Origin of the sequence: Kitasatospora sp. NPDC094028 (assembly GCF_049543595.1) — a bacterium.
In the GTDB taxonomy this organism is placed as follows: domain Bacteria; phylum Actinomycetota; class Actinomycetes; order Streptomycetales; family Streptomycetaceae; genus Kitasatospora.
This window is the reverse complement of the sequence record NZ_JBMVFA010000001.1, coordinates 57753-79730: the sequence shown is the minus strand read 5'-3', so window position 1 is coordinate 79730 and position 21978 is coordinate 57753. Positions and strand designations below refer to the sequence as shown.

The following is a 21978-nucleotide window of genomic DNA, read 5'->3' as shown; positions in this document are numbered from 1 at the left end:
GCGGCCGCGGGGCGCGGACGCCCCCGGCCCGCGCGGTTTGCAACGAATTCGCCCCGTTCCCGGTCCCGCCGTGCACCGGCGGGACGGTTGGGCCTAGGCTTCTGGTCCGTTCGGGGGTTTCTGCCGGTCAGCCCGACCGCGCGAATCGCCGTCCACGACACGTCAACGAGGGGAACGTAAGTGAATCTGCGCGCTCTCACCAGGGGAGACGCCGCCGTCGCAGGCGGGGCCGTCCTGCTCTTCATCGCCTCCTTCCTGCCGTACCGCACCGTCGACTGCGGCGGCAGCCCGTACTGCCCCTCTTCGCTGAACGCGTGGAGCACCGAGCTGTTCCCCGTCCTTCCCTCGATCTACCTCCTCGGCATCCTCGCCGCGGTGCTGATCCTGGTGCAGCGCTTCCAGGGCCCGGCCGCCGCCACCCGGCAGGTGCTCGGCCTCCGGCTGGACCAGTGGGGCATCGGCTTCTCCGTCGCCGCGCTCTGGACCTCGGTCTGGTCGCTGGGCGGCGGCCCGAACAGCAACGCCTTCGGTCACGGCTTCGGCGCCTGGCTCGGCTTCATCTCGCTGATCGTGCTCGCCGGTGCGGCCGCGGCCTCGCCGCTGGTGCCCGCGCTGAAGGCGCCGCTGACCACCGACCGTCCGGCCGCGCCCTACCAGGGCGGCTACCCGATGCCGGGCCAGCCCGGCCACCCGGGTGCTCCGGGCGCCCCCGGCCAGTACGGCTACCCGGCGCAGGGCCACGACCCGGCGTTCGGCGGCCAGCCCGCCGCCGGCGGCTACGGCTACCCCGGTGCCGGCCAGCCGCAGCCGGGCCAGCCGGCGCAGCCCGGCCAGCCGCAGGACAGCGCCGCCCCGCAGCCGGCCCCGGCCGCGCAGCAGCCGCAGCCGACCGCTCCGGCGGCGGACTTCCAGCCGTTCTGGTTCGCCGTGCCGTCCCCGCGCCCGCTGGCGCCGAAGGACAACCCGGCCGGCGCCCCGGTCGGCGAGGTCGTGCCGGGCACCTGGTACCTGGCGGTCGAGCAGCGCGGCGCCGCGCTGGTCGCCCAGCTGCAGGACGGCACCCAGGGCGTGCTGGCCGACACCTCGGGCATCCAGCGCGGCTGACGCCCGATCGGCCCGAGCAGGAACGCGCGAAGGGGGCGGGACCGGATCTCTCCGGTCCCGCCCCCTTCGTCGTTCCCGTGCGCCGTGGCTCAGCAGCAGTCCTGGACCACCAGGCCGGCGGGCAGCTGCTCACCGCCGAAGACCGCGACGGTGGCCGGGTCCCCGCCGAGCGCGGCCACCGCGAGCAGCAGCGCCCCGGCCGTCCAGGTGGTGCGCTCCTCCGGCCAGATCGCGTCGTCCTCGAAGACGTACCCGGTCCAGTACGAGCCGTCCTCGTGCCGCAGGTGCCGCTGGATCCAGCGCAGGATGTCCACGGCGCGGTCGGACTGCCCGATCGCCCAGAGCGCGAGGGCGAGTTCGGCGCTCTCGCCGCCGGTCACCCAGGGGCGGTCGCTGACGCAGCGCACGCCGAGGCCGGGGACGACGAAGCGCTCCCAGTCGCGGTCGATCCGGGCCAACGCCGCGTCGCCGCGCAGGCCGGTGCCGAGCACCGGGTAGTACCAGTCCATCGAGTAGCGGTCCTTGTCGAGGAACCGCTCGGGGTGGTGGGCGATCGCGTGCCGCAGCCGCCCGGCCGCCAACTCCCAGTCGGGCTGCGGCTCTTCCAGGTACTCGGCGATGGCCAGGCCACACCGCAGCGCGTGCAGGATGCTGGACGAGCCGGTGAGCAGCGCCTCCTGGGTGGCGGCGCCGTCCTCGTCGACCCGCCAGGCGATCGGGCCGCCGGGCAGCCGCAGGCCGACGATGAAGTCCAGCGCCCGCCGGACGGCCGGCCAGATCCACTCCAGGAAGGCGTCGTCGCCGGTGCTGAGGTGGTGGTGCCAGACCCCGACCGCGATGTACGCGCAGAAGTTGCTCTCCTTGGCCCGGTCGGTGACCGCGCCGTCGGTGTACGCGGCGTACCAGGAGCCGTCCGGGTTCTGCGCGGCGGCGAGCCAGCGGTAGGCGGCCTCGGCGGCGGCGTGCTCGCCGGCCGTGTCGAGGGCCATCGCGGCCTCGGTGTGGTCCCACGGGTCGAGGTGGTGGCCGGCGAACCACGGGATGGCGCCGTCCGGCCGCTGCTCGGCCAGAATGCTGCGGACGGTGTCGGCGGCCTGCTCGGCGTCCAGCACCCCGTCGAGCAGCAGCGCCTCGGGGACGGCGGCGGTCATGCCGTCGCCTTCGGCTGCTGGGGCTTGGACGCGTAGGCGACGAAGCTCTTGCCGATGACCGGGTTGAGCGCCTTCTCGGCGGCCTTGGTGAGGGTGCTGATCACCGGGGTGCCGACGATGTCCCAGACCAGCAGCTGGTGGTAGGCCTTGACCGGCAGCGCCTTGTCGTTGTCCACGCCCACCGCGCACTTGATCCACCAGTACGGCGAGTGCAGCGCGTGCGCGTGGTGGGTGCCGTACGGCTCCAGGCCGGCGTCCTTGAGCTTGCCGAGCAGCTCGTCGCCCCGGTAGATCCGGATGTGGCCGCCCTCGACCTCGTGGTACTCGTCGGACAGCGCCCAGCAGATCTTCTCCGGCAGCCAGCGCGGCACGGTGACGGCCAGCAGGCCGCCCGGCTTGAGCACCCGGAACATCTCGGCGAGCACGCCCCGGTCGTCGGGTATGTGCTCCATGACCTCGGAGATGATGATCTTGTCGAAGTAGCCGTCCTCGAACGGCAGCGCCAGCGCGTTGCCCTCCATGGCGACCGCCGAGGCGCCCTCGGGGGCCTCGCCGGCCTGCTCCATCGCGGCGAACCACTTCTTGACCTCGGCGATCTCCTCGGCGTTCTGGTCGAGGGCGACCACGTTGGCACCGCGGCGGTAGCACTCGAACGCGTGCCGGCCCCCGCCGCAGCCCAGGTCGAGCACCCGGTCGCCGGGGGCGAGCGGGAAGCGCGAGAAATCGACGGTCAGCACTGCGGGGCTCCCATTCCTACTGCTACCAGGCGCTCTTGACGGTTCGTCAGGTCGTGCGCACGTTGTGGGACTTGAGCTCTCGGCCCGGGACCGGGCTCCGGCTCGGGGCTCGGGCTCGGGACCGGGCGGTCGGTCGGTCGGTGGACGACGGTGAAGGACGGTGAAGGACGGTGAAGACGGTGAAGACGGTGAGGGACGATGAAGGACTCTGAGGACGGTGGACGACGGCGCGGCCGGAGCGGCGGCTCAGGCCACGTACCGCCACCCCGGCCCCGAGCGGGCCCGGGCACCGACACCGGTGGCGATCGCCGCGCGGTACGCCTCGGCGGTCAGTTCGGCGGCCCGCTCCCAGGTGAACCGGGCCAGCACCCGCTCCCGGCCGGCCGCACCGAGCCGGGCGCGCAGCTCCGGGTCGTCCAGCAGCCGGCCGAGCGCGGCCGCCAGCAGGTCCGCCTCGCCCGGCGGCACGGCCAGGCAGGTCTCGCCGTCCGGGCCGGACACCTCGGGGATCGCGCCGCCGGTGGTGGCGACCAGCGGGGTACCGGTGGCCATCGCCTCGGCGGCGGGCAGCGAGAAGCCCTCGTACAGCGAGGGGACGCAGGCCACCTCGGCCGAGCGGTACAGGTCGACCAGCTCGGCGTCGCTCAGGCCCGTGCGGAACTCGATGTGCTCCGCCAGCCCGAACCGGCGCACCGCCTCGGCCACCGGCCCGTCGCCCTTCTGCGGCTTGCCGACCACGACCAGGTGCGCGTCCCGCTCGGTGCGCACCTTGGCCAGCGCCTCGACCAGGTACACCAGGCCCTTGAGCGGGACGTCCGCGCTGGAGGTGGTGACGATCCGGCCCTTCACCCGTTCGACGCCGTCCGAGGGCGACCAGAGCCGGGTGTCCGCGCCGATCGGCACCACCGAGATCGCGCCCGGCGCGGCGCCCAGGTGCTCGGCGATCTCGCGCTTCGAGGTGCCGGAGACGGTCAGCACGTGGTCCAGCCGGGCGGCGACCCGGCGCTGCATCCGGGTGAAGGCGTACCAGCGGCGCAGCGAGAGGCGCTTGACCCGGGTGGTGGCGGCGTCCAGCTCCAACCGCCGGTCCACGGTGATCGGGTGATGGATCGTGGTGACCAGCGGGAAGCCGTGCCGGGCCAGGCCCAGCAGGCCGTAGCCGAGGGTCTGGTTGTCGTGCACCACGTCGTAGCGGCCCTTGTGGGCGGCCAGGTAGCTGCGGGCGCGCAGCGAGAAGGTCAGCGGCTCGGGGAAGCCGCCGGTGCGCATGGTGGCGTACTCCAGGGCGTCCACCGCGCCGCGGAACTCCTCGCGGGCGGGGGTGCGGAAGGGGTCGTCGGCGCGGTAGAGGTCCAGGCTGGGCAGTTCGACCAGGCGCACCGAGCCGGGGCCGTCGACCTCGTCCAGCACGGGGTACGGCTGGGCGCCGATCACGTCCACGTGGTGGCCGAGCCGGGCCAGCTCGCGGGAGAGGTGCCGTACGTACACGCCCTGACCGCCGCAGAAGGGGTCCCCGCGGTACGACAACAGGGCAATCCGCAGCGGCTGCGCGGTCATCCTGGGCCCTCATCTCTGGCTGCTGTGCTGCCGCCGGTACGTCCGTCGGCGTTTCGGTCGGTACTCCCGGCCTGTGCTGCCGGTCGCTAAAGTAGATCAGGTTTCAGTGGCTGTGGAACTCGTCATCGACCGTGTGAACAATGAGAGACCTCGAAGATACCGGCCCGTAGCTTCCGCTCAGGAGCCAGGGTTGGTGATTCCCGCCACGCCGACCACGTCGACCGCGTGTCGACTCCGTGCCGACCTCGTGTCGACAGGTGGAGCACGCCGCCAGCCACGCGCCCCCGGGAGCACCCTTGCCGCCGCCCGCCACCCCCCCGACCCCGCCCGCCGCGCCGTCCGGCGAGCCGCCGCTGACCGCCAGCCAGGCCGAGCGCCGCCGGCGCATCCTGCGCTCCGCCACCGCGCTGGCCGCGCGCGGCGGGTACGAGGCGGTGCAGATGCGGGAGGTCGCGGAGGGCGCCCAGGTCGCCCTCGGCACGCTCTACCGCTACTTCCCGTCCAAGGTCCACCTGCTGGTCGCGGTCATGCTGGAGCAGTTGCAGGGCCTCCAGGAGCACATCCGGCGGCACCCGCCGACCGACCCGGAGCCGGCCCTGCGGGTCGCCGACGCGCTCACCCGCGCCTTCCACGCGCTGCAGCGCGAACCGCTGCTGGCCGAGGCGATGGTCCGCTCGATGTGCTTCGCCGACCGCTCGGTCGCGGCCGTCGTCGACCGCGTCGGCGCCGCCACCGGACAGCTCATCCTGGACGCCATCGGCCAGTCCGGTCCGCCCAGCGAGAGCCAGCGGGCGGCCGTCCGGGTCATCGAGCACACCTGGCACTCGGCGCTCGTCGCCTGGCTCTCCGGCCGCGCCTCGATCGCCGAGGTCCGGGCCGACCTGCACACCGCTGCGCGGCTGCTGGACCTGCCGTGACGGCGGCGGCTTTCTGGAACCTGTTCCTGTCCGCACCGGACACACCGGGCAGGCCCGGCGGCTAGAGTCGACGGGCAGCACGACCGTACGACGCACACCGGCAGGCCCCAGACAACTTCATCCCGCTCCTCCCCCGGGGGAAGCCGGTGCCAATCCGGCGCTGACCCCGCAACCGTGAGCCCGGCCACCGCCCGATCCACCCGATCGGGCGACCCGGACGAGCCGGACCTCCCGGGGAGGGGCGAGCGGCCCGCCCGGCGCCCCGCGCCCGGCACCCGTCGAGGACTACGGAACGGCCCCGCACCGGGGCCACCACCGCTCACCGAAAGGCACACCTCCGCCATGCTGACCGCCGCCCGCCTGGGCGCCGCCGCCCTGTCCGCCGCCCTGCTGGCCGGCGCCGCCGCACCGGCCCTCGCCGACAGCCCGGCACCGTCCGGTCCGTCCGCCTCCGCCGCCGCGCTGCCCGAGGGCCTGTACGGCAAGGGCGACCCGCAGTACGACGGGGTCTGGCGGCAGTCGCTGGCCCTGACGGCACTGGCGAACGCCAAGGTCACCCCGGCCGACTCGGCCGTCGCCTGGCTCACCGGGCAGCAGTGCGAGGACGGCGGCTGGCCCTCCTACCGGGCCGCCGGCGCCGCCTGCCAGGCCAAGACCGAGGACAGCAACGCCACCGCCGTCGCCGTCCAGGCCCTGATCGCCCTCGGCGGGCACCAGCCGGCCGTCGACAAGGGCGTCCAGTGGCTCAGGGACAACCAGAACGCGGACGGCAGCTGGTCCTACAACCCGGGCGGCCCCGGCGACGCCAACTCCACCGGACTCGCCGTCAACGCCCTCTTCGCCGCCAAGGCCGACCCGGCGGGCGTCGCCAAGAACGGCAAGAACGCCTTCGACGGGCTCGCGCTCTACCAGCTCGGCTGCGCCGCCCCCGCCGACCAGCGCGGCGCCTTCGCCTACCAGCCCGACCCGGCCGGCGGGGCCCTCGCCCCGAACGCCCTCGCCACCGGCCAGGCCGCCCTCGCCGCCGCCGGCGGGCACCTGCCCGTCGCCGCCGGCGTCCGCACCGACGCCGCCCCCAAGCCGCTCGCCTGCACCGGCGCGGCCGGCGCCCCCGTCGCCCACGCCGAATCCGGCGAGGCCGCGGCCGCCTACCTCACCGCCCAGCTCACCGCCGGCGGCAACCACCTCACCCTCACCACCCCCGGCGCCGCGCCCGCACCGGACAACAACGCCACCGCCTGGGCCGCCCTCTCCCTCGTCCAGAGCGGCCACCCCCAGCAGGCCGCTGGCGCCGTCGACTGGCTCGCCAAGGAAGGCGGCACCTGGACCAAGAACGGCACCGACGCGGCCGCCACCGCCACCCTGCTGCTCGTCACCCAGGCCGCCCAGCGCGACACCGGCGCCCTCACCGCCCAGCTCACCGCCCTCGGCCCGGCCCCGCAGGCCGCGTCCGCGTCCCCGGCGGCGACCTCGGCCCCGGAGCCGAAGCGGAACGACGGCGCCGGGCAGTACTGGCTGATCATCGTCGGCCTGCTCATCGGCGTCGGCGGCGGCCTGCTGCTCAGCCTCCAGCGCAAGCGCGGCCAGAAGCTTTGATCCCGCTCCCCGGGCTCACCGGCCGGGGCACGGAGCGGCCGGGCCGCGGCCCGGCCGGCACGGTGTGCCGCCCCGCGCCCGCGGCGCCCGAGCGCGCCGGTCGTTCGCTTCGGGCGCCGGGGTGGGGCCGCCCGGTGGGCGCCCCGGGTGCGCGCTCCCGCCGTCACGGGCGCGCGCTCGTGGCGGTGCTCGTCCCGCTGCTCCTGCTCGTCGCCGCCGTGCCCGCCGAGGCGGCCGGGTACCGGTACTGGTCCTTCTGGCGCGGCAGCGCGACGGACGGCGGTGCGGCGAACGGCGGTGCGGCGAACGGCGGTGCGACGGACGGCGCTGCGACGGACGGCGGCTGGGCGTACCAGCAGGCCGGGCCGGCGGTCGCCGTGCCGCCGGACGGCGCGGTGGACGGCTGGCGGTTCGCCGTGAGTCCGGACGGCGGTCGGCAGGCCGCCAAGCCCCGGGCCGCGGCCCGGTTCGACGTGGTCTGCGCCGCGACGCCCCCGCGGGAGGGCCGCAAGCGGGTGGCCGTCGTGCTGGACTTCGGCACCGCCGAGGACGCCGGCTCGTCCGCCGCCCAGCCGCCCGAGCAGCGGACGGCGTGCGCGAGCGTCGCCCCGCGCGCGACCTCCGCCGAGGTGCTGGCCGCCGTCGCCCCGCCGCTGCGCTACGACACCAACGGCCTGCTGTGCGCCATCGCCGGCTACCCGCAGGCCGGCTGCGGCGAGCAGGTGGCGGCCGGGGCCGCCGACCGGCCCGCCGAGCACCGCGGCGACACCACCGGCAGCGGCCCGGGCGGCGGCCTGGGCAGCGGCGCCGGGCCCGACATCGGCCTGGTCACCGGTGGCGCGCTGATCGCCGCCCTCGCCGCCGGCGCCGCCTGGCAGACGCGCCGCCGACGCCACCCCTGACCCCTGCCCCAGGACACACCCGTGAGCCGCACGCCTCCCACCGCCCGAACCCGTCCCGGCGCCCGCCCACCGCACCCCGGTGCCACCTGCCCGCACCCCTCCCCCTGGACGCACCCGTGAGCCGCACGCCCCCCACCACCCGGCCGCCCACCGGCCCCCGCCAACTGCACCCCGGCGCCTGGTGGTTGTGGGCACTCGGGATGGGCGCGGCGGCGACCCGCACCACCAACCCGGCCGTCCTGCTGCTGCTCGCCGCGACCGCCGGCTACGTGGTGGCGGCGCGGCGCGGCGACGCGCCCTGGTCGCGGTCGTACGGGGCGTTCCTGCGGCTGGGCCTGCTGGTCCTCGGCATCCGGCTGGTCTTCGCGGTCCTCCTCGGCTCGCCGATCCCGGGCACCCACGTCCTGTTCACGCTGCCCGAGGTGTCACTGCCGGCCTGGGCGCAGGGGGTGCGGATCGGCGGCCGGGTGACGGCGGAGGGCCTGCTGTCCGCGCTGTACGACGGGCTGCGCCTGGCCGTGCTGCTGGTCTGCGTCGGCGCCGCGAACTCCCTCGCGAGCCCGGCCCGGCTGCTGCGCACGCTGCCCGGGGCGCTGTACGAGGCGGGCGTGGCCGTGGTGGTGGCGATGACGTTCGCGCCGAACCTGGTGGCGGACGTCCGCCGGCTGCGCGCCGCCCGCCGGCTGCGCGGCCGTTCGGACCGGGGCGTCGCGGCCGTGCTGAGCGTCGGACTGCCCGTCCTGGAGGGCGCGTTGGAGCGTTCCGTCGCGCTCGCCGCCGCGATGGACACCCGCGGCTTCGGCCGCACCGCCGACGTCCCGCGCCGGATCGCGGTGGCCACGGCGGCGCTCACGCTGGCCGGGCTGCTCGGGGTCTGCCTGGCCGCGTACGGGCTGTTGAGCGCGGGCGGCGCCGGCTGGGCCCTGCCCGTACTCCTCCTCGGCCTCGCCGCCGCCTTCGCCGGGCTGCTGCTCGGCAACCGACGATCCGTCAGAACCCGCTACCGGCCCGACCCCTGGGCCGTTCCGGAGTGGCTGACGGCCGGGTCCGGAGCCGCCGTGGCGGCCCTCACCGTCGTCCTGGCCGGCCGCGATCCGGCCGCCTTCGCCCCGACCGTCGTCCCGCCGACCGTCCCCGCGCTGCCGCTGGGCGCCGTCCTCGCCGTACTCCTCGGCCTGGTACCGGCGTTCGCCGCCCCGACCCCGCCCCGGAGGGCATCGTGATCACCTTCGAGCAGGTCTCCGTCCAGTACACCGATGCCCCGGCGCCCGCCCTCAGCGGCCTCGACCTGACCGTTCCGGAGGGTGAACTCTGCCTGCTGGTGGGGCCGTCCGGGTCGGGCAAGTCCACGCTGCTGGGGACGGTCAGCGGCCTGGTGCCGCACTTCACCGGCGGCGTGCTGCGCGGCCGGGTCACGGTGGCCGGGCGGGACACCCGCGCGCACCGTCCGCGTGAACTCGCGGACGTGGTCGGCACCGTGGGGCAGGACCCGGTGGCGCACTTCGTCACCGACACGGTGGAGGACGAACTCGCCTACGGCATGGAGTCCCTGGGCCTGGCGGGCGACGTGATGCGCCGCCGGGTCGAGGAGACGCTCGACCTGCTCGGCCTCGCCGACCTGCGCGACCGCGCCCTCAACTCGCTCTCCGGCGGCCAGCAGCAGCGCGTCGCGATCGGCTCGGTGCTGACCGTGCACCCGCGCGTCCTGGTCCTGGACGAGCCGACCTCGGCCCTCGACCCGGGCGCGGCCGAGGAAGTGCTGTCCGTGCTGCAGCGCCTGGTGCACGACCTGGGCACCACCGTGCTGATGGCCGAGCACCGGCTGGAGCGGGTGGTGCAGTACGCCGACCAGGTGCTGCTGCTGGCCCCGGGCGAGGAGCCGGTGCTGGGCGAGCCGGCCGAGGTGATGGCGCACTCGCCGGTGCACCCGCCGGTGGTGGGGCTGGGCCGGCTCGCGGGCTGGCGGCCGCTGCCGCTGTCGGTCCGGGACGCGCGGCGCAAGGCCGGGCCGCTGCGCGAGCGGCTGGACGGCCGTGTGCCCTCCACCGGGCCGCACACCACACCGCACCCCGAGCCGATCGCCACCGCCGACCGCCTCGCCGTCCGGCGCGGCCCGGTGCCGGCCCTGCGCGGGGTCGACCTGGCGCTGCGCCCGTCCGAGATCACCGCCCTGATGGGCCGCAACGGCGCCGGCAAGTCCACCCTGCTGGGCAGCCTGGTCGGGCTGCACACCCCGGCCTCCGGCAGCGTCCGGGTGGACGGGCACACCCCGCACCGCACCCGCCCGGCCGAGCTGATCCGCGCGGTGGGCCTCGTCCCGCAGGATCCGCGCGACCTGCTGTACGGCGAGAGCGTCGCCGCCGAGTGCGCGGCCGCCGACGCGGACGCGGGTGCCGCGCCCGGCACCTGCCGCGCCCTGGTCGCGCGGCTGCTGCCGGGCATCGCCGAGACCGCGCACCCGCGCGACCTCTCCGAGGGGCAGCGGCTCGCCCTGGCGCTCGCCGTGGTGCTCACCGCCCGGCCGCCGCTGCTGCTCCTCGACGAGCCGACCCGCGGCCTGGACTACGCCGCGAAGGGCCGGCTGGTCGCCATCCTGCGCGGCCTCGCCGCCGAGGGCCACGCCGTCCTGCTGGCGACCCACGACGTCGAGCTGGCCGCCGAACTCGCCCACCGCACGGTGATCCTGGCCGAGGGCGAGATCGTCGCGGACGGGCCGACCGCCGAGGTCGTGGTCTCCTCGCCCGCGTTCGCCCCGCAGGTGGCGAAGGTGCTGGCACCGGGGCCGTGGCTCACCGTCGGGCAGGTCGCGGAGGCGCTGAACTCGTGAACACCCGCCCCGCCTCGAACCGCCCCGCTTCGAACCGCAACGCCTCGAACCGCCCTGCCTCGAACCGCCCCGTCCCGCTCGGCCGCCGGTCCGTGGCCTCGCTCGTCCTGGTCTCCCTGGTCGGCGTCGCCGCCTTCGGCTGGCCGCTGCTCGCCGCCACCGACTCGGCCCTGGTCGGCCACTCCGCCGACGCCCCCTGGCTGTTCGCCCTCCTGCTCCCGCTGCTCCTCGCGGTCGTCGTCGCCCAGATCTCCGAGGGCCGTACGGCGGGCGGCGGCGCGCCGGGCCTGGACGCCAAGTCGGTGGCGCTGCTGGGGGTGCTGGCGGCCGCGGGCGCGGCCCTTCGCCCGCTCGGCGCGGGGACGGCGGGCCTGGAGCCGATGTTCTTCCTGATGGTGCTCTCCGGGCGGGTGCTCGGCCCGGGCTTCGGCTTCGTCCTGGGGGCGCTGTCGATGTTCGCCTCCGCCCTGCTGACCGGCGGGGTGGGGCCGTGGCTGCCGTTCCAGATGCTCGCCATGGGCTGGGTCTGCCTCGGCGCGGGCCTGCTGCCCGGCGCCGCCACGCTGCGCGGCCGCCGCGAACTCGCCCTGCTGGCGGGCTACGGCGCCCTGGCGGCCGTCCTGTACGGCACGATCATGAACCTCCAGGGCTGGCCGTACATCGGCGGGCTGGCCGGCTCGATCTCCTTCGTGCCGGGCGATCCGCTGCCCGCCAACCTGGTCCGCTTCGCCGCCTACTGCCTGACCACGTCGCTGGGCTGGGACCTGCCCCGCGCCGCCCTCACCGTGGTCCTCTGCCTCACCCTCGGCACCCCCGTCCTGCGCGCCCTGCGCCGCGCCACCCGCCGCGCCGCCTTCGACGCGCCGGTCGGCTTCCACCCGCCGGGCGACTGAGCGAACGTACGAGTACGACCAATTCACTCCTGCGAGTGGAACCGGCGCATCGCTCCCCCTGCGCCCCGGCGTTCCAGCGGCGCGTGCGGCCGCCGACGACGAGACCCTCCCGTGCGGGCCGGTCGGTGACGACAACGCCTGGGACCGGTGGCGCACGACGACCGAACCGGAGATCGCCCGGACGGTCGCGAACGTCGCGGCGGACGAGTACATCGTCAAGGGCGGCGGCGGGCAGAACAGCGCCCATCTCGGCACCAGTTGCGAGCTGTGGGTGGGACAGAGGTTCGCCACCACCGGCGCCGACAGGACCGGCTGGGTCTACGAGATCCACGCCCCCGCCTCCTGACCGACCGGCACCGCCTCCTGGCGGCAGGCCGGACAGCAGCCGGCCGGCTCTCGGGGGCGGTGCGCCGCCGAGGAGGCGGTGGAACTCCGCCGGTCACCAGTCCAGGGCGGAGCGGGACAGCGCGGCGAGGGCGAGCGAAGCGGGCAGCTCGACGAGGAAGGCCATCGCGAGCGCGAGGTACCAGGCGCCGCCGCCCTCGGCGGTCATCACGTCGAACCAGGCGTCCAGGAAGAGGAGCGTCGCCGAGGCTGCGGCGGCGAGCGCCGCCAGCCGTGAACGGCGGGCCAGCAGCAGGCCGGTGGCGATCAGGCCGGTGACCTGGAGGACGTCCAGTCCGATCCACACGATGGACCAGTTCCGGACCTCGGCCTGCCCCCGGGTCGTCGACCCGAGCACCAGGATCCAGCCGAACAGCACCGCCGCGACCGCCACCAGTGCCCCGGCCGTGCCCCGGCGGAAGCGTTCCGCCCCCGGTCCTTCCGCCCCCAGCCGGTCGAGCACTGCCTGCGGCGACCGGCCGCCCCGGATCGGTGTTCTCATGATCACGAATCTAGCGGCCGCCGGCCGCGGCCCACCGCTCAGGCCTGGCCCGGCGCCACGGTGATCAGCCGCGCGTAGCTCCCGTACACCCCCGGCTCGCCGACCAGCTGCCCCTCCGCCTCGACCCAGGCGTGCGCCGCGAACGGCGGCACGACCCGGGTGCCGACGCACCAGGTGGGCCACACCCCGCCGGTGCGGCACAGCAGGGCGACCGCCACCGACCGCGGCAGGCAGGCGCGCAGGCCGTTGAGCCCGAGGCTGGACGCGAGCACGGACTCGCGCGCGACGGTGGCCTGCCCGATGGTGGCCGGCCGGGCGCCCCGGCTGAGCACGGCCAGCACCCGCCGCAGCCGGTGCGGCGGGAGGAAGACCAGCGGCCGGGCGACCGCGATGGCGACCCGGGTCCGCAAGCGCAGGCCGAGCGAGCGCCGGCGGCGGTTGCGGCTGAGGTGGATGGTCAGGCTCATCCCTGGACCACCCCGGCGGCGCGCATCGCCTCCACCAGGCCGTGCACGTCGGCGGCGGCGCGGGCCTCGTCCACGTCGAAGCGCGCGGTGACGGCGCGGACGGCGTCCTCGGGCGTGCCGCCGTCCAGGAGCGTCCGGGCGATCAGCGCGGCGACGGGGTTGAGCTGCCAGTACTTGCCGCTCCGCTGGTCGAGCATGGCCGCGCCGAACTCGGTCTCGGCCAGGGTCAGGTCCTTGATGAAGCGCAGGGTCATGAGTCCGTCCTCCGGGGGTGTCCGTTGTGTGCCGTCCGCAACCAGATCTCGGTGGCGAGGACGGCCTTGATGGCGCCGTCCTTCATCTCGGGCGAACCCGGCTGGGCGCACGAACGACGCAGTGCCTCCTGGTCGACCAGGCCGAGTGCGCCCAACGCGCTGTCCTCCCACAGCGCGGCGATCTCGTCCCGGTGGCGGTAGAGACCGCCCACCTGGTCCAGACCCCCGTTGCCCTTGGTGGTGCGCGCCAGGCACGCGTCCGGGACGATTCCCCGCATGGCCGCGGCCAGCAACGGCTTGTACGCCCAGGGCGTCGCCCGGTCCTCGACGCGGACCGACAGCGCCGCATCGACCACCTGTTGGTCGAAGTAGGGCGTCGCCGCCGGCACCCCGGCGTGCCGGGAGATCTCGCCCATCGCGCGCACGTCCTGTGTTCCCGCGTAGATGTTGGCCAATTCCCGGTGACGACCGCTGGATGCGGCGTACGGAACGGCGTCCCGGGCCAGCTCGGTCAGCTCGCGCTGGATCGTGGCACGGCAGTCCGGAGTGATCCAAACGGGGATGTGCGGCTGCACGGTCCAGCCCAGCCCCGGGTTGCTCAGACTCGGATCGCCGGAGTGGTGCGCGCTCAGCCCGGCCAGCGCGGACCGGTAGGAGCGCCGGTCGGCGAGCTGGGAGACCACCGTACGCCAGTGCCAGCCGTACAGGATCCGATAGGCCCGGATCCGCTGAAGGCTGAGACCGGGCCGGCGCGGCAACAGGCTGTGGTAATGCGCGGCCATTCCCATGAACAGGTGGTCGCCACCGTAACCGGTCAGGTGCAGCCGGGAGCCCCGCTCGGCCATCCGGGCGCTCAGGACCGTCGCCCGGTCGCGCGAGATCGCGAAGATGGAAGGCGCGTCGGCCCGGCTCTGCTCGTCGACCAACCCGCTGTAGAAGAACGGGAGTTCGTCCTTCGGCAGGACGAAGTGCTCCGTACCCGGCAGCTGTTCGGCAGCGAGACGGGCGTAGTGCCCGTCCTGGTTCTCCGCTTCGTCACCGGGAGCGCTGCAGGCGATCAGTTTCGCCGCTCCGTCGCGGGCGGCGAGCGTACAGATCGAGGTGGAGTCCATCCCGCCGGACAGATCGGAACTGATCAGCCCGCCGAGGTGGGTCCTGGCGCCCACGGCATCCGCCAGGGCGGACCGAACCGCAGCGGCACCCGCCGCCAGCGGCAGGAGCGGCTCGGGCGGCCGGTGCCAGCGCAGGCTGCGAACCCGCGCGTCCGGGCGGATCGTCAACTGCCGGCCCGGCGGGACGGCGGACACTCCCTGCCACAGCTGCCGCCGGTCGGACGGAGCGATCACCGGCCGCAACAAGCGCATGGCGACCTCTGTCCGGTCGATCGGGGCATCGATCAACTCGGCCAGCAGCGCGGCCCGGTCGGCGACCACCTCGGTGTCCCCGACCCTGGCATGGAAGACCCGACGGGTTCCGTACGCGGTGCCCTGGACCCGCACGGTGCCGCCCAGGACGGCGAGGAGATGGAACTCGCCCGGGATCGAGGAGCCCAGGTCGTCCAGTTCGCCCAGGTCACGCAACCGTTCGGCCCGGGCGGCCAGCCGGTCGCCCAGCCTCGGCAAGGTGCCGATCAGAACGACGGCCGTGGACCCGGCCCGTGCGACGGCTATTTCCTCGGCATCCCATCGCCCGACGATCCAGGGATTACCGGAAGCATATTCGACAATTTGCAGGTCGGCGTTTTTCCGACATAGCCGCCGGGCCACGGCACACCCGGCCTCGCTATCGGAGAACGCGAAGAAGAAAGGCGTGCCGTGGCTCGGCATCAGCTAATTCCTAACGCTCGATCGGGCGATCGATTAGACGATTCCGCTGGCGATCCAGTCGTCGCCGCCGGTCATGGTCCAGCCGGTCGCGGTACGGAAGTCGCCCACCGCGAGGAAAAGCGGCGCCTCGTAGATCTCCTTGGCGGCCATATCGGCCTCCTTTCGTCGGAACTCCAGGGGAGAACTTCCCCGCCGCACACATTGGCACGACGGCCTCGCCGAAATCCAGCAACGAAGCCCGTCTCTGCAACTTCCGGACACGGCGTTTGAACGGCGCCCCCCTCCGGGCAATTCGCAGAGAAAAGCCGAACGGCGCGTTCCGGTTTCTCAACCGGAACGCGCCGTTCATCCGCTCGGGGCAGGTCAGCCCTTCGGGCCGGCCGACTGGACGACCTCGAACGACCACAGGGTGGAGCCGGAGGCGGCGGGCCGCTTCGGGGCCTCACCCTCGCCGCCGCCCTGGTGCGCCGCCTTCATCGGGCCCTCCATCCAGGCCTTGAAGTCCTCCTCGCTGCGCCACCGGGTGTAGACGAGGTACTGGTCGGTGCCCTCGACCGGGCGGAGCAGCTCGAACCACTCGAAGCCGTCCGAGTTCTCCACCGCGCCGGCGCGGGAGGCGAAGCGCTGCTCCAGCACCTCGCGCTGCTCGGCGGGGACGGTCAGGACGTTGATCTTGACGACGGACATGCCGCACCTCTCCTGTTCCGCCGGGGCCGCCTGGTGCGGCCGCCGGGAGGGACGTTCCCGAGCAGTCTGCTACACCTCACGCGGCGCCCGTCAGGCGATCCAGGCCGGGAGGACGCGCTCGTCGTCACGCGGGGCGGCGGCGCAGGCGCCGGGCGGGGTGACGGCGTCGGGGTTGTAGGCACGGGAGGGGGAGGCGGAGGCGACGACGGCGGCGAAGGCCTCGACGGAGGCGATCCGGCGGACGACACCGGCGGGGAGGACGAGGGTGTCGCCGGCGGCGACGGTGAGCGTCTCCTCGCCCAGCAGGACGGTCGCGGAGCCGCTCAGGAAGGTCCAGATCTGCTCGGTCTCCATGGCGTGCAGCGGGCCCTGCCGGTCGGCCGGCATCTCGACTCGCCACAGCGCCAGGGCAGTTGAGCCCTGGGTGGGCGAGGCACAGGTGGTCATGACGGCATTCGGGGTCTCGGTGCGGCGGGCATCGGCGTGACGGATGACGGGCATGGTGAAGGAACCCCCTAAGATGGTCAACGTTGTTGTCCATATAGTCAACGAGGTTGTCCATCCGTGTCAACAGACCCGCCCCCGCCCGGCTTCGAACTGCCGCTGCGGCTCCTGCTCGCCTTCCGGACGATCATCGACGAGCTGCACGAGCGCATCGCCCGCGAAGGCCACCCCGACCTGCGCCCGACGCACGGCTTCGTCTTCCAGGCGATCGGCCCGCACGGCACCACCGCCGTCGAACTCGGCCGCCGGCTCGGCGTCTCCAAGCAGGCGGCGGGCAAGACCATCGAGGGCCTGGAACAGCTCGGCTACGTCGAGCGCGGCAGCGACCCGGCCGACGCCCGGCGCAAGGTGGTCCGGCTCACCGACCGGGGCGTGGACTGCCTGGCCCGCTCGGCGCGGATCTTCGACGAACTGCGCGCCGAGTGGTCGGCGGCCCTCGGCGAGGAGCAGCTGCGACAGCTGGAGGACGGCCTGCGGCGGCTCGCCCCCGGGGACCCGTTCCGGCTCGACACCCCGCGCTGGTTCGGCGCCCCGTAACCGGCAGTACCGTGTGACCTAAACCCAACTCCCAAGGTCTTGCACGAACTTGACAGGCCGTCCGGTCTGCCTTGTCTGCTCGACGGGCGCGTGACCTCATGGGCGAGTGGCCGGTCCTGCGGCTACGAACCCACGAGAGGAGCACCACCCCACCATGCGCAACCTTGCGAAGACCGCCGCCCTCGCACTCGGCGGGATCGCCCTGGCCGTATCCCTCCCGGGCGTCGCGAACGCGTCGGCCGCCACCTCCACCGCCACCGGCACCACCCCGGCGCCCAGCTGCGTGACGGCTTCCGTGTCCATGTTCCTCGGCACCACCGTCCGGGTGACCAACAACTGTTCCACCCCCCAGTCGGTCCAGGTCAACTGGCAGTCGACCACGCCGTGGGGCACCTGCCTGGGGGTGATCCAGCCCGGCCAGACGAGCGTGACGACCGCGATCGACCTGACCTTCTTCAAGAACCTGACCCTCTGCTGACAGCACGCGGAACGCCCGCCGCCCCGTCCCGGCAGGGCGGGGCGGCGGTTCGGCGAGCGGGCCGTTTCCCGGACGTTCACCGGGGGCCAACCATCACCAACCGGCACAACACCCCCATCCGGCCCGAACGTCCCTGTCCCCCTTCCGGGGCGTCCTGCATAATCAGCGGCGATCGTGCGCCGGGAACCGCCCGGGGCGCCGTGGAAGCCACCCGAGATCCGAGGAGGGCCGGCCGATGCCGGACCAGCACTGCCCGACGTGCGGCGCCGCACGAGCCACCGGGTGCGGCTGCCTCCCGGACCCGAGCCTCACCGAGACCACCGTCCTGCCGCACATCGAGGGCCCGCCGCTGGTGCGCCCGTACGTGTCGCAGGCGCCCGGGCAGGTCGTCGAGGAGTACCAGGAGTACCCGGCGCAGCACCCGGCCGCCGGGGCGCCGGGCGGGCCGCCCGCCGGACCGGCCGCCGACCCGTTCGCGACCACGGTGCTCCCGCCCCTGCCGCCGAACGCCGCGCCGCCCCTGCCGCCGAACGCCGCGCCGCCCCAGCCGCCGCACCCCGGCCCGGACGGGTACGCCACCACCGTGCTGCCCCCGGTGCCGGCCCCCGAGCCGGCCGGGCAGGAGCTCGGCTTCTTCCCCTTCGACAACGCCCCGGTCGAGCCCGAGCCCGGCACCGCGCCGGACGCCCCCGGCGGCCGGGCCGCGAGACGGGCCGCCGAGCAGGCCGAACAGAGCCCGCTCGCCCGGCACAAGGCGCTGATCGCCGGGGTCGGCGCCACGCTGGTGGCGCTCACCATCGGCGTCGCCTACGCGGTCACGCCGTCCACCGACACCGACCACCGCCAGGCGCAGCCGCTGCCGACCACCACCCTGGCACCCTCCCCGGTGGACCCGCCCACGACGGCCGCGCCGACCCCGAGCGCGCAGCCCACCACCGAGGGCCCGAGCCCGACCGCCACGGCCACCCGCCGGCCGAGCCCGACCAGGACGGCGACCCCGACGCCGACCCACACCCCGACGCCCACGCCGACCCCCACCCCCACGCCGACACCGACCCCGACGCCCACCCCGACGCCGACGCCCACCCCGCGCCTCCTCCAGCTCGGCATGACCGGCCCGGACGTCAGGGCCATGCAGCAGAGCCTGTACGTCGCCGAGTGCGGTTTCGTCGACCAGTCGCTCGTGACCGGCACCTTCGACGACTGGACCCGGACGGTGCTGCGCAGCTACCAGCGCGACAACCACATCCGGGGCGAGGACGGCGTGTACGGCCCCAAGACCCAGGCCGCGCTCGCCGCCGACCCCGGCTGCTGACCCCGGCCGCCCACCGCGACCGCCGACCACCACCCGCGAACGCGACGGCGGCGCCCGCCGACCGGAGGGCGCCGCCGAAGAGTCGAAGTCGTCAGCCCGTGATCGCCCCGACGATGCTGACGCCCGCCAGCACGATCATGATCGCCGCCGCGACCCGGACGATCCACTTCATCGGCACGACCTTGAGCAGCTTCTGCCCGCCCACGATCGCGATCCCGCCGACCGCGCACAGCCCCAGCCAGGAGCCGAGGCCGACGGCCAGCAGGTCGGTGTACTTGGCGGCCAGGTTGGCGGTCATGATCTGGGTCAGGTCGCCGAACTCGGCGATCGCGACGACCACGAAGCTCGCCCCGGCCACCTTCCAGAAGCTGTTCGAGGACGGCTCCTTGGCGGCGTGCCCGTCCTCGTCGTCCCCGCCGCCGTGGAACAGCAGCATCGCCGCGCCGATCAGGAAGAGCGCACCGGTGACGCCGGAGACCCAGCGGTGCGGCAGCATCGACAGCAGGTGGCCGGCGGCGAGCGCGATGACCACCTGGACCAGGAAGGCGGCGGCGACGCCCGCGAAGACGTAGCTCGCCCGGTACTTGGTGCCGAGCACCAGGCTGGCCAGCGCGGTCTTGTCCGGCAGTTCGGCCAGGAAGATGACGCCGAAGGTCAGGGCGGCGATGGACAGGCTCATCAGTTGGGATTCCTCGGTCGGGCTGCCCGGCCGGCACGGCCCTCGGGGGACGCTTCGGCCCGACAGCACTGGAAACGGTCACAGCACTGCGGCCGAAGGTCTCGCCGGCACCGTCCCTGCGGACGGGTGCCCCGGGCGCCGGGCCCCGGGGGGCCAGTATGTCGACGGTCCGGTGGAGGGCTACTCCCCTTCAACGGGGACAAGCCTACCGGACGTCGCCGGGCTCCCCCGTCCGGACCAGCCCGCGCCCGACCAGCTCCAGCACCACCACGATCGCCACCGCCTCCACCGCCAGCAGCGCGACCAGCACGAACAGTTGCACCGCGCCCGCCTGGGCGGGCGAGGCGCCGCCGAGCAGCATGCCGACGAAGGCGCCGGGCAGGGTGACCAGGCCGACCGTGCGGGTCTGGTCCAGCGCCGGGACGAGCGAGGTCGCGGCCGCCGTGCGGCAGATCTCCAGCCGCGCGTCGCGTTCGTCGAAGCCGAGCGCCAACGCCGCCTCCACCTCGCCGCGCCGCTGCCGCAGCTCGTCCAGGGCGCGCCGCCCGGCCAGCGAGGTGGCGGTGAGCGCGCCGCCGATCATGATGCCGGCGACCGGGATGACGGACAGGCCCTTCGGCGGCAGCAGGCCGACGCCCAGCAGCAGGGCGAGCACCGGCAGCACCCCGGCGCCGATCGGGGCGGCCGCCCAGACCCAGCCGGGGCCGGGGGTCATCCGCCGCCCGGCGGTGCGCACCGCGACGGTGAACATCAGCAGCACGAACAGCGCCGACCACCACAGCGAGCCGACCACCCAGGTGATCACCGCCGCGACGCCGGCCAGTTGCACGACCGCCCGCAGCCCGGCCCGCAGCACCGCGTGCCCGTGCCCGAGCAGGCCCCACCCGGCGACCGCCACGGCGGCCAGCAGCAGCACCGCCGTCACCGCCCAGAGCGTCGGGGTGACCGGCAGCAGCTGACCGCCGGAGGCCGCCAGCGGCATCAGATCCAGCTGGTGAACCACATCCGGTCCTGCCAGGCCGACATCGGGATCACCTCCGCCGAGTACAGCGGGTAGAAGAAGGCGAAGCAGCCGACGATCGCGAACACGATCAGCCCGGCCCCGATCGCGCCGTAGCGGCGGCGCTCGGCACTGCAGCCGGGCGGGCCGAGGACGGCGCCGAGCATCTGGGCGACGGCCAGGCACAGGAACGGCACCAGCACGACCATGTAGAAGGAGAAGATCGTCCGCTCCTGGAAGCGGAACCAGGGCAGGTAGATCCCGGCGACCGCGCACAGCACGGCGCCCGAGCGCCAGTCCCGGCGGAAGAACCAGCGCCACAGCAGGTAGGCCAGCGCGAAGCAGGCCGCCCACCACAGGAACGGGGTGCCCAGGCCCAGGATCTGCGCCGCGCAGCCGCCGGAGGCCGTGCAGCCGTGCTGGCCGTTCGGCACCTGCTCCCAGTACATCGAGACGGGGCGGCCGTCGACCAGCCAGGCGAAGGGGTTGGACTGGTAGGTGTGCGGCTGGTTCAGCCCGGTATTGAAGTCGTACATCTGCGCGTGGTAGTGCCACAGGCTGCGCAGCGGCGCGGGCACCCAGCCCATCGGGACCTGGGGCAGCGGGATGCCGAGGAGCTTGTCCGGGGAGAGGCCCGCCCGGCCGTCCGCCCAGTGCCGGTCGTAGCCGCTCGCGCCGTCACCACCGGCGCCGCTGGCCAGCCATCCGCTCCAGGAGCCGACGTACACCACGAGGGCGGAGCCGACCATGGCGAGCAGGGCGGGCCCGGCGTCCCGGCGCAGCATCGAGCGCCAGGGTCGGCGGGCGCCGGCCCCGCGGCGGCCGGACTGGTCCCACAGCACGGTCAGGACGCCGAACGCGGCGAGGATCGGGGCGCCGTTCCACTTGACGGCGCAGGCGGCGCCGAGGAGCACCCCGGCGGCGATCCGCCAGGGGCGCGGGCCCAGCCGCACCCGGTCGGCGTCCTCCGCCCCGGCGAGCCGGGCGCGGACGTGGTCGCGGTCGACCAGCAGGCTGCCGAAGGCGGCGAGCACGAAGAACATCTGGATGCCGTCCAGCAGGCCGACCCGGCTCATCACCAGCTGGAGGCCGTCGACGGACATCAGCAGCGCGGCGGTGCAGCCGACCAGGGTGGAGCCGAAGAGCCGGCGGCCGATCCGGGCCAGCATCAGCACGGAGAGGGTGCCGAGCAGGGCGGTGATGAACCGCCAGCCGAAGGGGTGCAGTCCGAACAGCTGCTCGCCGATGGACATCACCCATTTGCCGAGTGGCGGGTGGGCGACGAACTCGGGGGCGGAGCTCAGCGGGATGCTCTGCGGGACGGCGAGGATGTCGGTGTTCGCGTGGTCCGGCCAGGTGCCCTCGTAGCCCTGCTGGAGCAGCGACCAGGCGTCCTTGGGGTAGTACGTCTCGTCGAAGACGAAGGAGTTGGGGTAGCCGAGGTTCCAGAACCGCAGCAGGCCGGCGAAGAGTGCGACGCCGATCGGTCCGAGCCAGCCGGCGTGCCGGGCCACCCAGGGGGGCAGGCGGCGCGGGGCCCGTGCCGGGGGCGGGGTGGTGGGGGCCGGGGCCGCCGGGGGGTGCGTGAGCGCCGCTTGGGTCATAGCCTCGCCGATTTCGCCTGTCTTCGCCGGTGCGACTGGTCTGCTCCGCCCGGGCCC

At 74.7% G+C, this 21978-nt stretch carries 22 protein-coding genes and 1 riboswitch; of the genes, 10 read left to right on the top strand and 12 right to left on the bottom strand.

The annotated features are described in order from the left end of the window. Positions 1-180 precede the first annotated feature (180 nt). Positions 181-1104, top strand: a complete 924-nt coding sequence (locus ACPC54_RS00365; protein ID WP_498959534.1) for a hypothetical protein — start codon at positions 181-183, stop codon at positions 1102-1104. An 89-nt stretch (positions 1105-1193) separates the two neighbouring features. On the opposite strand, the gene ACPC54_RS00360 is transcribed toward ACPC54_RS00365, so the two are convergent. The 3 genes from ACPC54_RS00360 to ACPC54_RS00350 all read right to left on the bottom strand — a co-directional run bounded on the left by ACPC54_RS00360 (position 1194) and on the right by ACPC54_RS00350 (position 4549). Beyond that, positions 1194-2255: a prenyltransferase gene (locus ACPC54_RS00360; protein ID WP_498959532.1), complete on the bottom strand. Its 1062-nt coding sequence runs from the start codon at positions 2253-2255 to the stop codon at positions 1194-1196. After that, the gene (locus ACPC54_RS00355) at positions 2252-2992 is read right to left on the bottom strand and encodes a class I SAM-dependent methyltransferase (protein ID WP_498959530.1); all 741 of its coding nucleotides are present in this window, start codon (positions 2990-2992) and stop codon (positions 2252-2254) included. Before ACPC54_RS00355 ends, ACPC54_RS00360 begins: the two co-directional genes overlap by 4 nt. Before the next feature lie 246 nt (positions 2993-3238). After that, positions 3239-4549 carry a glycosyltransferase family 4 protein gene (locus tag ACPC54_RS00350; protein ID WP_498959528.1) on the bottom strand — a complete coding sequence of 437 codons (1311 nt, stop codon included), beginning with the start codon at positions 4547-4549 and terminating at the stop codon, positions 3239-3241. A gap of 296 nt (positions 4550-4845) precedes the next feature. Between ACPC54_RS00350 and ACPC54_RS00345 the strand changes: the two genes are divergently transcribed. The 6 genes from ACPC54_RS00345 (at position 4846) to ACPC54_RS00320 (ending at position 11684) form a co-directional block, all read left to right on the top strand. Then, entirely contained in the window at positions 4846-5466 is a 621-nt protein-coding gene (locus tag ACPC54_RS00345) for a TetR family transcriptional regulator (RefSeq protein ID WP_498959526.1), read from the top strand. Between the two features lie 137 nt (positions 5467-5603). Next, a riboswitch (cobalamin riboswitch) is annotated at positions 5604-5655 on the top strand. 153 nt (positions 5656-5808) lie between these two features. Next, positions 5809-7062: an SCO2321 family membrane protein gene (locus ACPC54_RS00340; protein ID WP_498959524.1), complete on the top strand. Its 1254-nt coding sequence runs from the start codon at positions 5809-5811 to the stop codon at positions 7060-7062. Between the two features lie 179 nt (positions 7063-7241). After that, positions 7242-7964 carry an SCO2322 family protein gene (locus ACPC54_RS00335; RefSeq protein ID WP_498959522.1) on the top strand — a complete coding sequence of 241 codons (723 nt, stop codon included), beginning with the start codon at positions 7242-7244 and terminating at the stop codon, positions 7962-7964. Positions 7965-8068: 104 nt separating this feature from the next. Continuing rightward, a complete protein-coding gene (locus ACPC54_RS00330; protein WP_498960524.1) occupies positions 8069-9187 on the top strand; it encodes an energy-coupling factor transporter transmembrane component T family protein in 1119 nt (372 codons plus the stop codon). Continuing rightward, on the top strand, positions 9184-10791 hold the full coding sequence (locus tag ACPC54_RS00325; protein WP_498959520.1) for an ABC transporter ATP-binding protein: 1608 nt from the start codon (positions 9184-9186) through the stop codon (positions 10789-10791). The genes ACPC54_RS00330 and ACPC54_RS00325 overlap by 4 nt, the downstream gene beginning before the upstream one ends. Continuing rightward, positions 10788-11684: an ECF transporter S component gene (locus ACPC54_RS00320; protein WP_498959517.1), complete on the top strand. Its 897-nt coding sequence runs from the start codon at positions 10788-10790 to the stop codon at positions 11682-11684. Before ACPC54_RS00325 ends, ACPC54_RS00320 begins: the two co-directional genes overlap by 4 nt. A 439-nt stretch (positions 11685-12123) precedes the next feature. On the opposite strand, the gene ACPC54_RS00315 is transcribed toward ACPC54_RS00320, so the two are convergent. The 6 genes from ACPC54_RS00315 to ACPC54_RS00290 form a co-directional block, all read right to left on the bottom strand. Next, positions 12124-12570 carry a hypothetical protein gene (locus ACPC54_RS00315; protein WP_498959515.1) on the bottom strand — a complete coding sequence of 149 codons (447 nt, stop codon included), beginning with the start codon at positions 12568-12570 and terminating at the stop codon, positions 12124-12126. A 38-nt stretch (positions 12571-12608) separates the two neighbouring features. Beyond that, positions 12609-13037 carry a lasso peptide biosynthesis B2 protein gene (locus tag ACPC54_RS00310; protein ID WP_498959513.1) on the bottom strand — a complete coding sequence of 143 codons (429 nt, stop codon included), beginning with the start codon at positions 13035-13037 and terminating at the stop codon, positions 12609-12611. Continuing rightward, the gene (locus ACPC54_RS00305; protein WP_498959510.1) at positions 13034-13291 is read right to left on the bottom strand and encodes a lasso peptide biosynthesis PqqD family chaperone; all 258 of its coding nucleotides are present in this window, start codon (positions 13289-13291) and stop codon (positions 13034-13036) included. Before ACPC54_RS00305 ends, ACPC54_RS00310 begins: the two co-directional genes overlap by 4 nt. Next, positions 13288-15117, bottom strand: a complete 1830-nt coding sequence (locus tag ACPC54_RS00300; RefSeq protein WP_498959508.1) for an asparagine synthase-related protein — start codon at positions 15115-15117, stop codon at positions 13288-13290. The genes ACPC54_RS00305 and ACPC54_RS00300 overlap by 4 nt, the downstream gene beginning before the upstream one ends. 363 nt (positions 15118-15480) lie before the next feature. After that, a complete protein-coding gene (locus ACPC54_RS00295) occupies positions 15481-15804 on the bottom strand; it encodes an antibiotic biosynthesis monooxygenase family protein (RefSeq protein WP_498959506.1) in 324 nt (107 codons plus the stop codon). Between the two features lie 90 nt (positions 15805-15894). Next, positions 15895-16251 (bottom strand): cupin domain-containing protein, encoded by a 357-nt coding sequence (locus tag ACPC54_RS00290; RefSeq protein ID WP_498959504.1) that lies wholly within the window; start codon positions 16249-16251, stop codon positions 15895-15897. 117 nt (positions 16252-16368) lie between these two features. On the opposite strand from ACPC54_RS00290, the gene ACPC54_RS00285 reads away from it, so the two are divergent. The 3 genes from ACPC54_RS00285 (at position 16369) to ACPC54_RS00275 (ending at position 18638) form a co-directional block, all read left to right on the top strand. Continuing rightward, a complete protein-coding gene (locus tag ACPC54_RS00285; RefSeq protein ID WP_498959502.1) occupies positions 16369-16845 on the top strand; it encodes a MarR family winged helix-turn-helix transcriptional regulator in 477 nt (158 codons plus the stop codon). A 154-nt stretch (positions 16846-16999) separates the two neighbouring features. Next, entirely contained in the window at positions 17000-17323 is a 324-nt protein-coding gene (locus tag ACPC54_RS00280; RefSeq protein WP_498959500.1) for an alpha-amylase inhibitor, read from the top strand. A 235-nt stretch (positions 17324-17558) separates the two neighbouring features. Further along, positions 17559-18638 carry a peptidoglycan-binding domain-containing protein gene (locus ACPC54_RS00275; protein WP_498959498.1) on the top strand — a complete coding sequence of 360 codons (1080 nt, stop codon included), beginning with the start codon at positions 17559-17561 and terminating at the stop codon, positions 18636-18638. Between the two features lie 91 nt (positions 18639-18729). Here the strand turns inward: ACPC54_RS00275 and ACPC54_RS00270 are convergent, their stop codons facing one another. From ACPC54_RS00270 to ACPC54_RS00260, 3 genes are all read right to left on the bottom strand, one after another. Continuing rightward, a complete protein-coding gene (locus tag ACPC54_RS00270; protein ID WP_498960522.1) occupies positions 18730-19320 on the bottom strand; it encodes a TMEM165/GDT1 family protein in 591 nt (196 codons plus the stop codon). 202 nt (positions 19321-19522) lie between these two features. Then, positions 19523-20299, bottom strand: a complete 777-nt coding sequence (locus ACPC54_RS00265) for an ABC transporter permease (RefSeq protein ID WP_498960519.1) — start codon at positions 20297-20299, stop codon at positions 19523-19525. Continuing rightward, entirely contained in the window at positions 20299-21831 is a 1533-nt protein-coding gene (locus ACPC54_RS00260) for a dolichyl-phosphate-mannose--protein mannosyltransferase (RefSeq protein WP_498959496.1), read from the bottom strand. Before ACPC54_RS00260 ends, ACPC54_RS00265 begins: the two co-directional genes overlap by 1 nt. Positions 21832-21978 lie beyond the last annotated feature (147 nt).

Excerpts from the sequence above, each read along its gene's own strand:
- ACPC54_RS00360 (WP_498959532.1), bottom strand. The coding sequence starts at position 2,255 with ATGACCGCCGCCGTCCCCGAGGCGCTGCTGCTCGACGGGGTGCTGGAC.
- ACPC54_RS00350 (WP_498959528.1), bottom strand. The coding sequence starts at position 4,549 with ATGACCGCGCAGCCGCTGCGGATTGCCCTGTTGTCGTACCGCGGGGAC.
- ACPC54_RS00340 (WP_498959524.1), top strand. The coding sequence starts at position 5,809 with ATGCTGACCGCCGCCCGCCTGGGCGCCGCCGCCCTGTCCGCCGCCCTG.
- ACPC54_RS00315 (WP_498959515.1), bottom strand. The coding sequence starts at position 12,570 with ATGAGAACACCGATCCGGGGCGGCCGGTCGCCGCAGGCAGTGCTCGAC.
- ACPC54_RS00310 (WP_498959513.1), bottom strand. The coding sequence starts at position 13,037 with ATGAGCCTGACCATCCACCTCAGCCGCAACCGCCGCCGGCGCTCGCTC.
- ACPC54_RS00305 (WP_498959510.1), bottom strand. The coding sequence starts at position 13,291 with ATGACCCTGCGCTTCATCAAGGACCTGACCCTGGCCGAGACCGAGTTC.
- ACPC54_RS00300 (WP_498959508.1), bottom strand. The coding sequence starts at position 15,117 with ATGCCGAGCCACGGCACGCCTTTCTTCTTCGCGTTCTCCGATAGCGAG.
- ACPC54_RS00295 (WP_498959506.1), bottom strand. The coding sequence starts at position 15,804 with ATGTCCGTCGTCAAGATCAACGTCCTGACCGTCCCCGCCGAGCAGCGC.
- ACPC54_RS00290 (WP_498959504.1), bottom strand. The coding sequence starts at position 16,251 with ATGACCACCTGTGCCTCGCCCACCCAGGGCTCAACTGCCCTGGCGCTG.
- ACPC54_RS00280 (WP_498959500.1), top strand. The coding sequence starts at position 17,000 with ATGCGCAACCTTGCGAAGACCGCCGCCCTCGCACTCGGCGGGATCGCC.
- ACPC54_RS00275 (WP_498959498.1), top strand. The coding sequence starts at position 17,559 with ATGCCGGACCAGCACTGCCCGACGTGCGGCGCCGCACGAGCCACCGGG.
- ACPC54_RS00265 (WP_498960519.1), bottom strand. The coding sequence starts at position 20,299 with ATGCCGCTGGCGGCCTCCGGCGGTCAGCTGCTGCCGGTCACCCCGACG.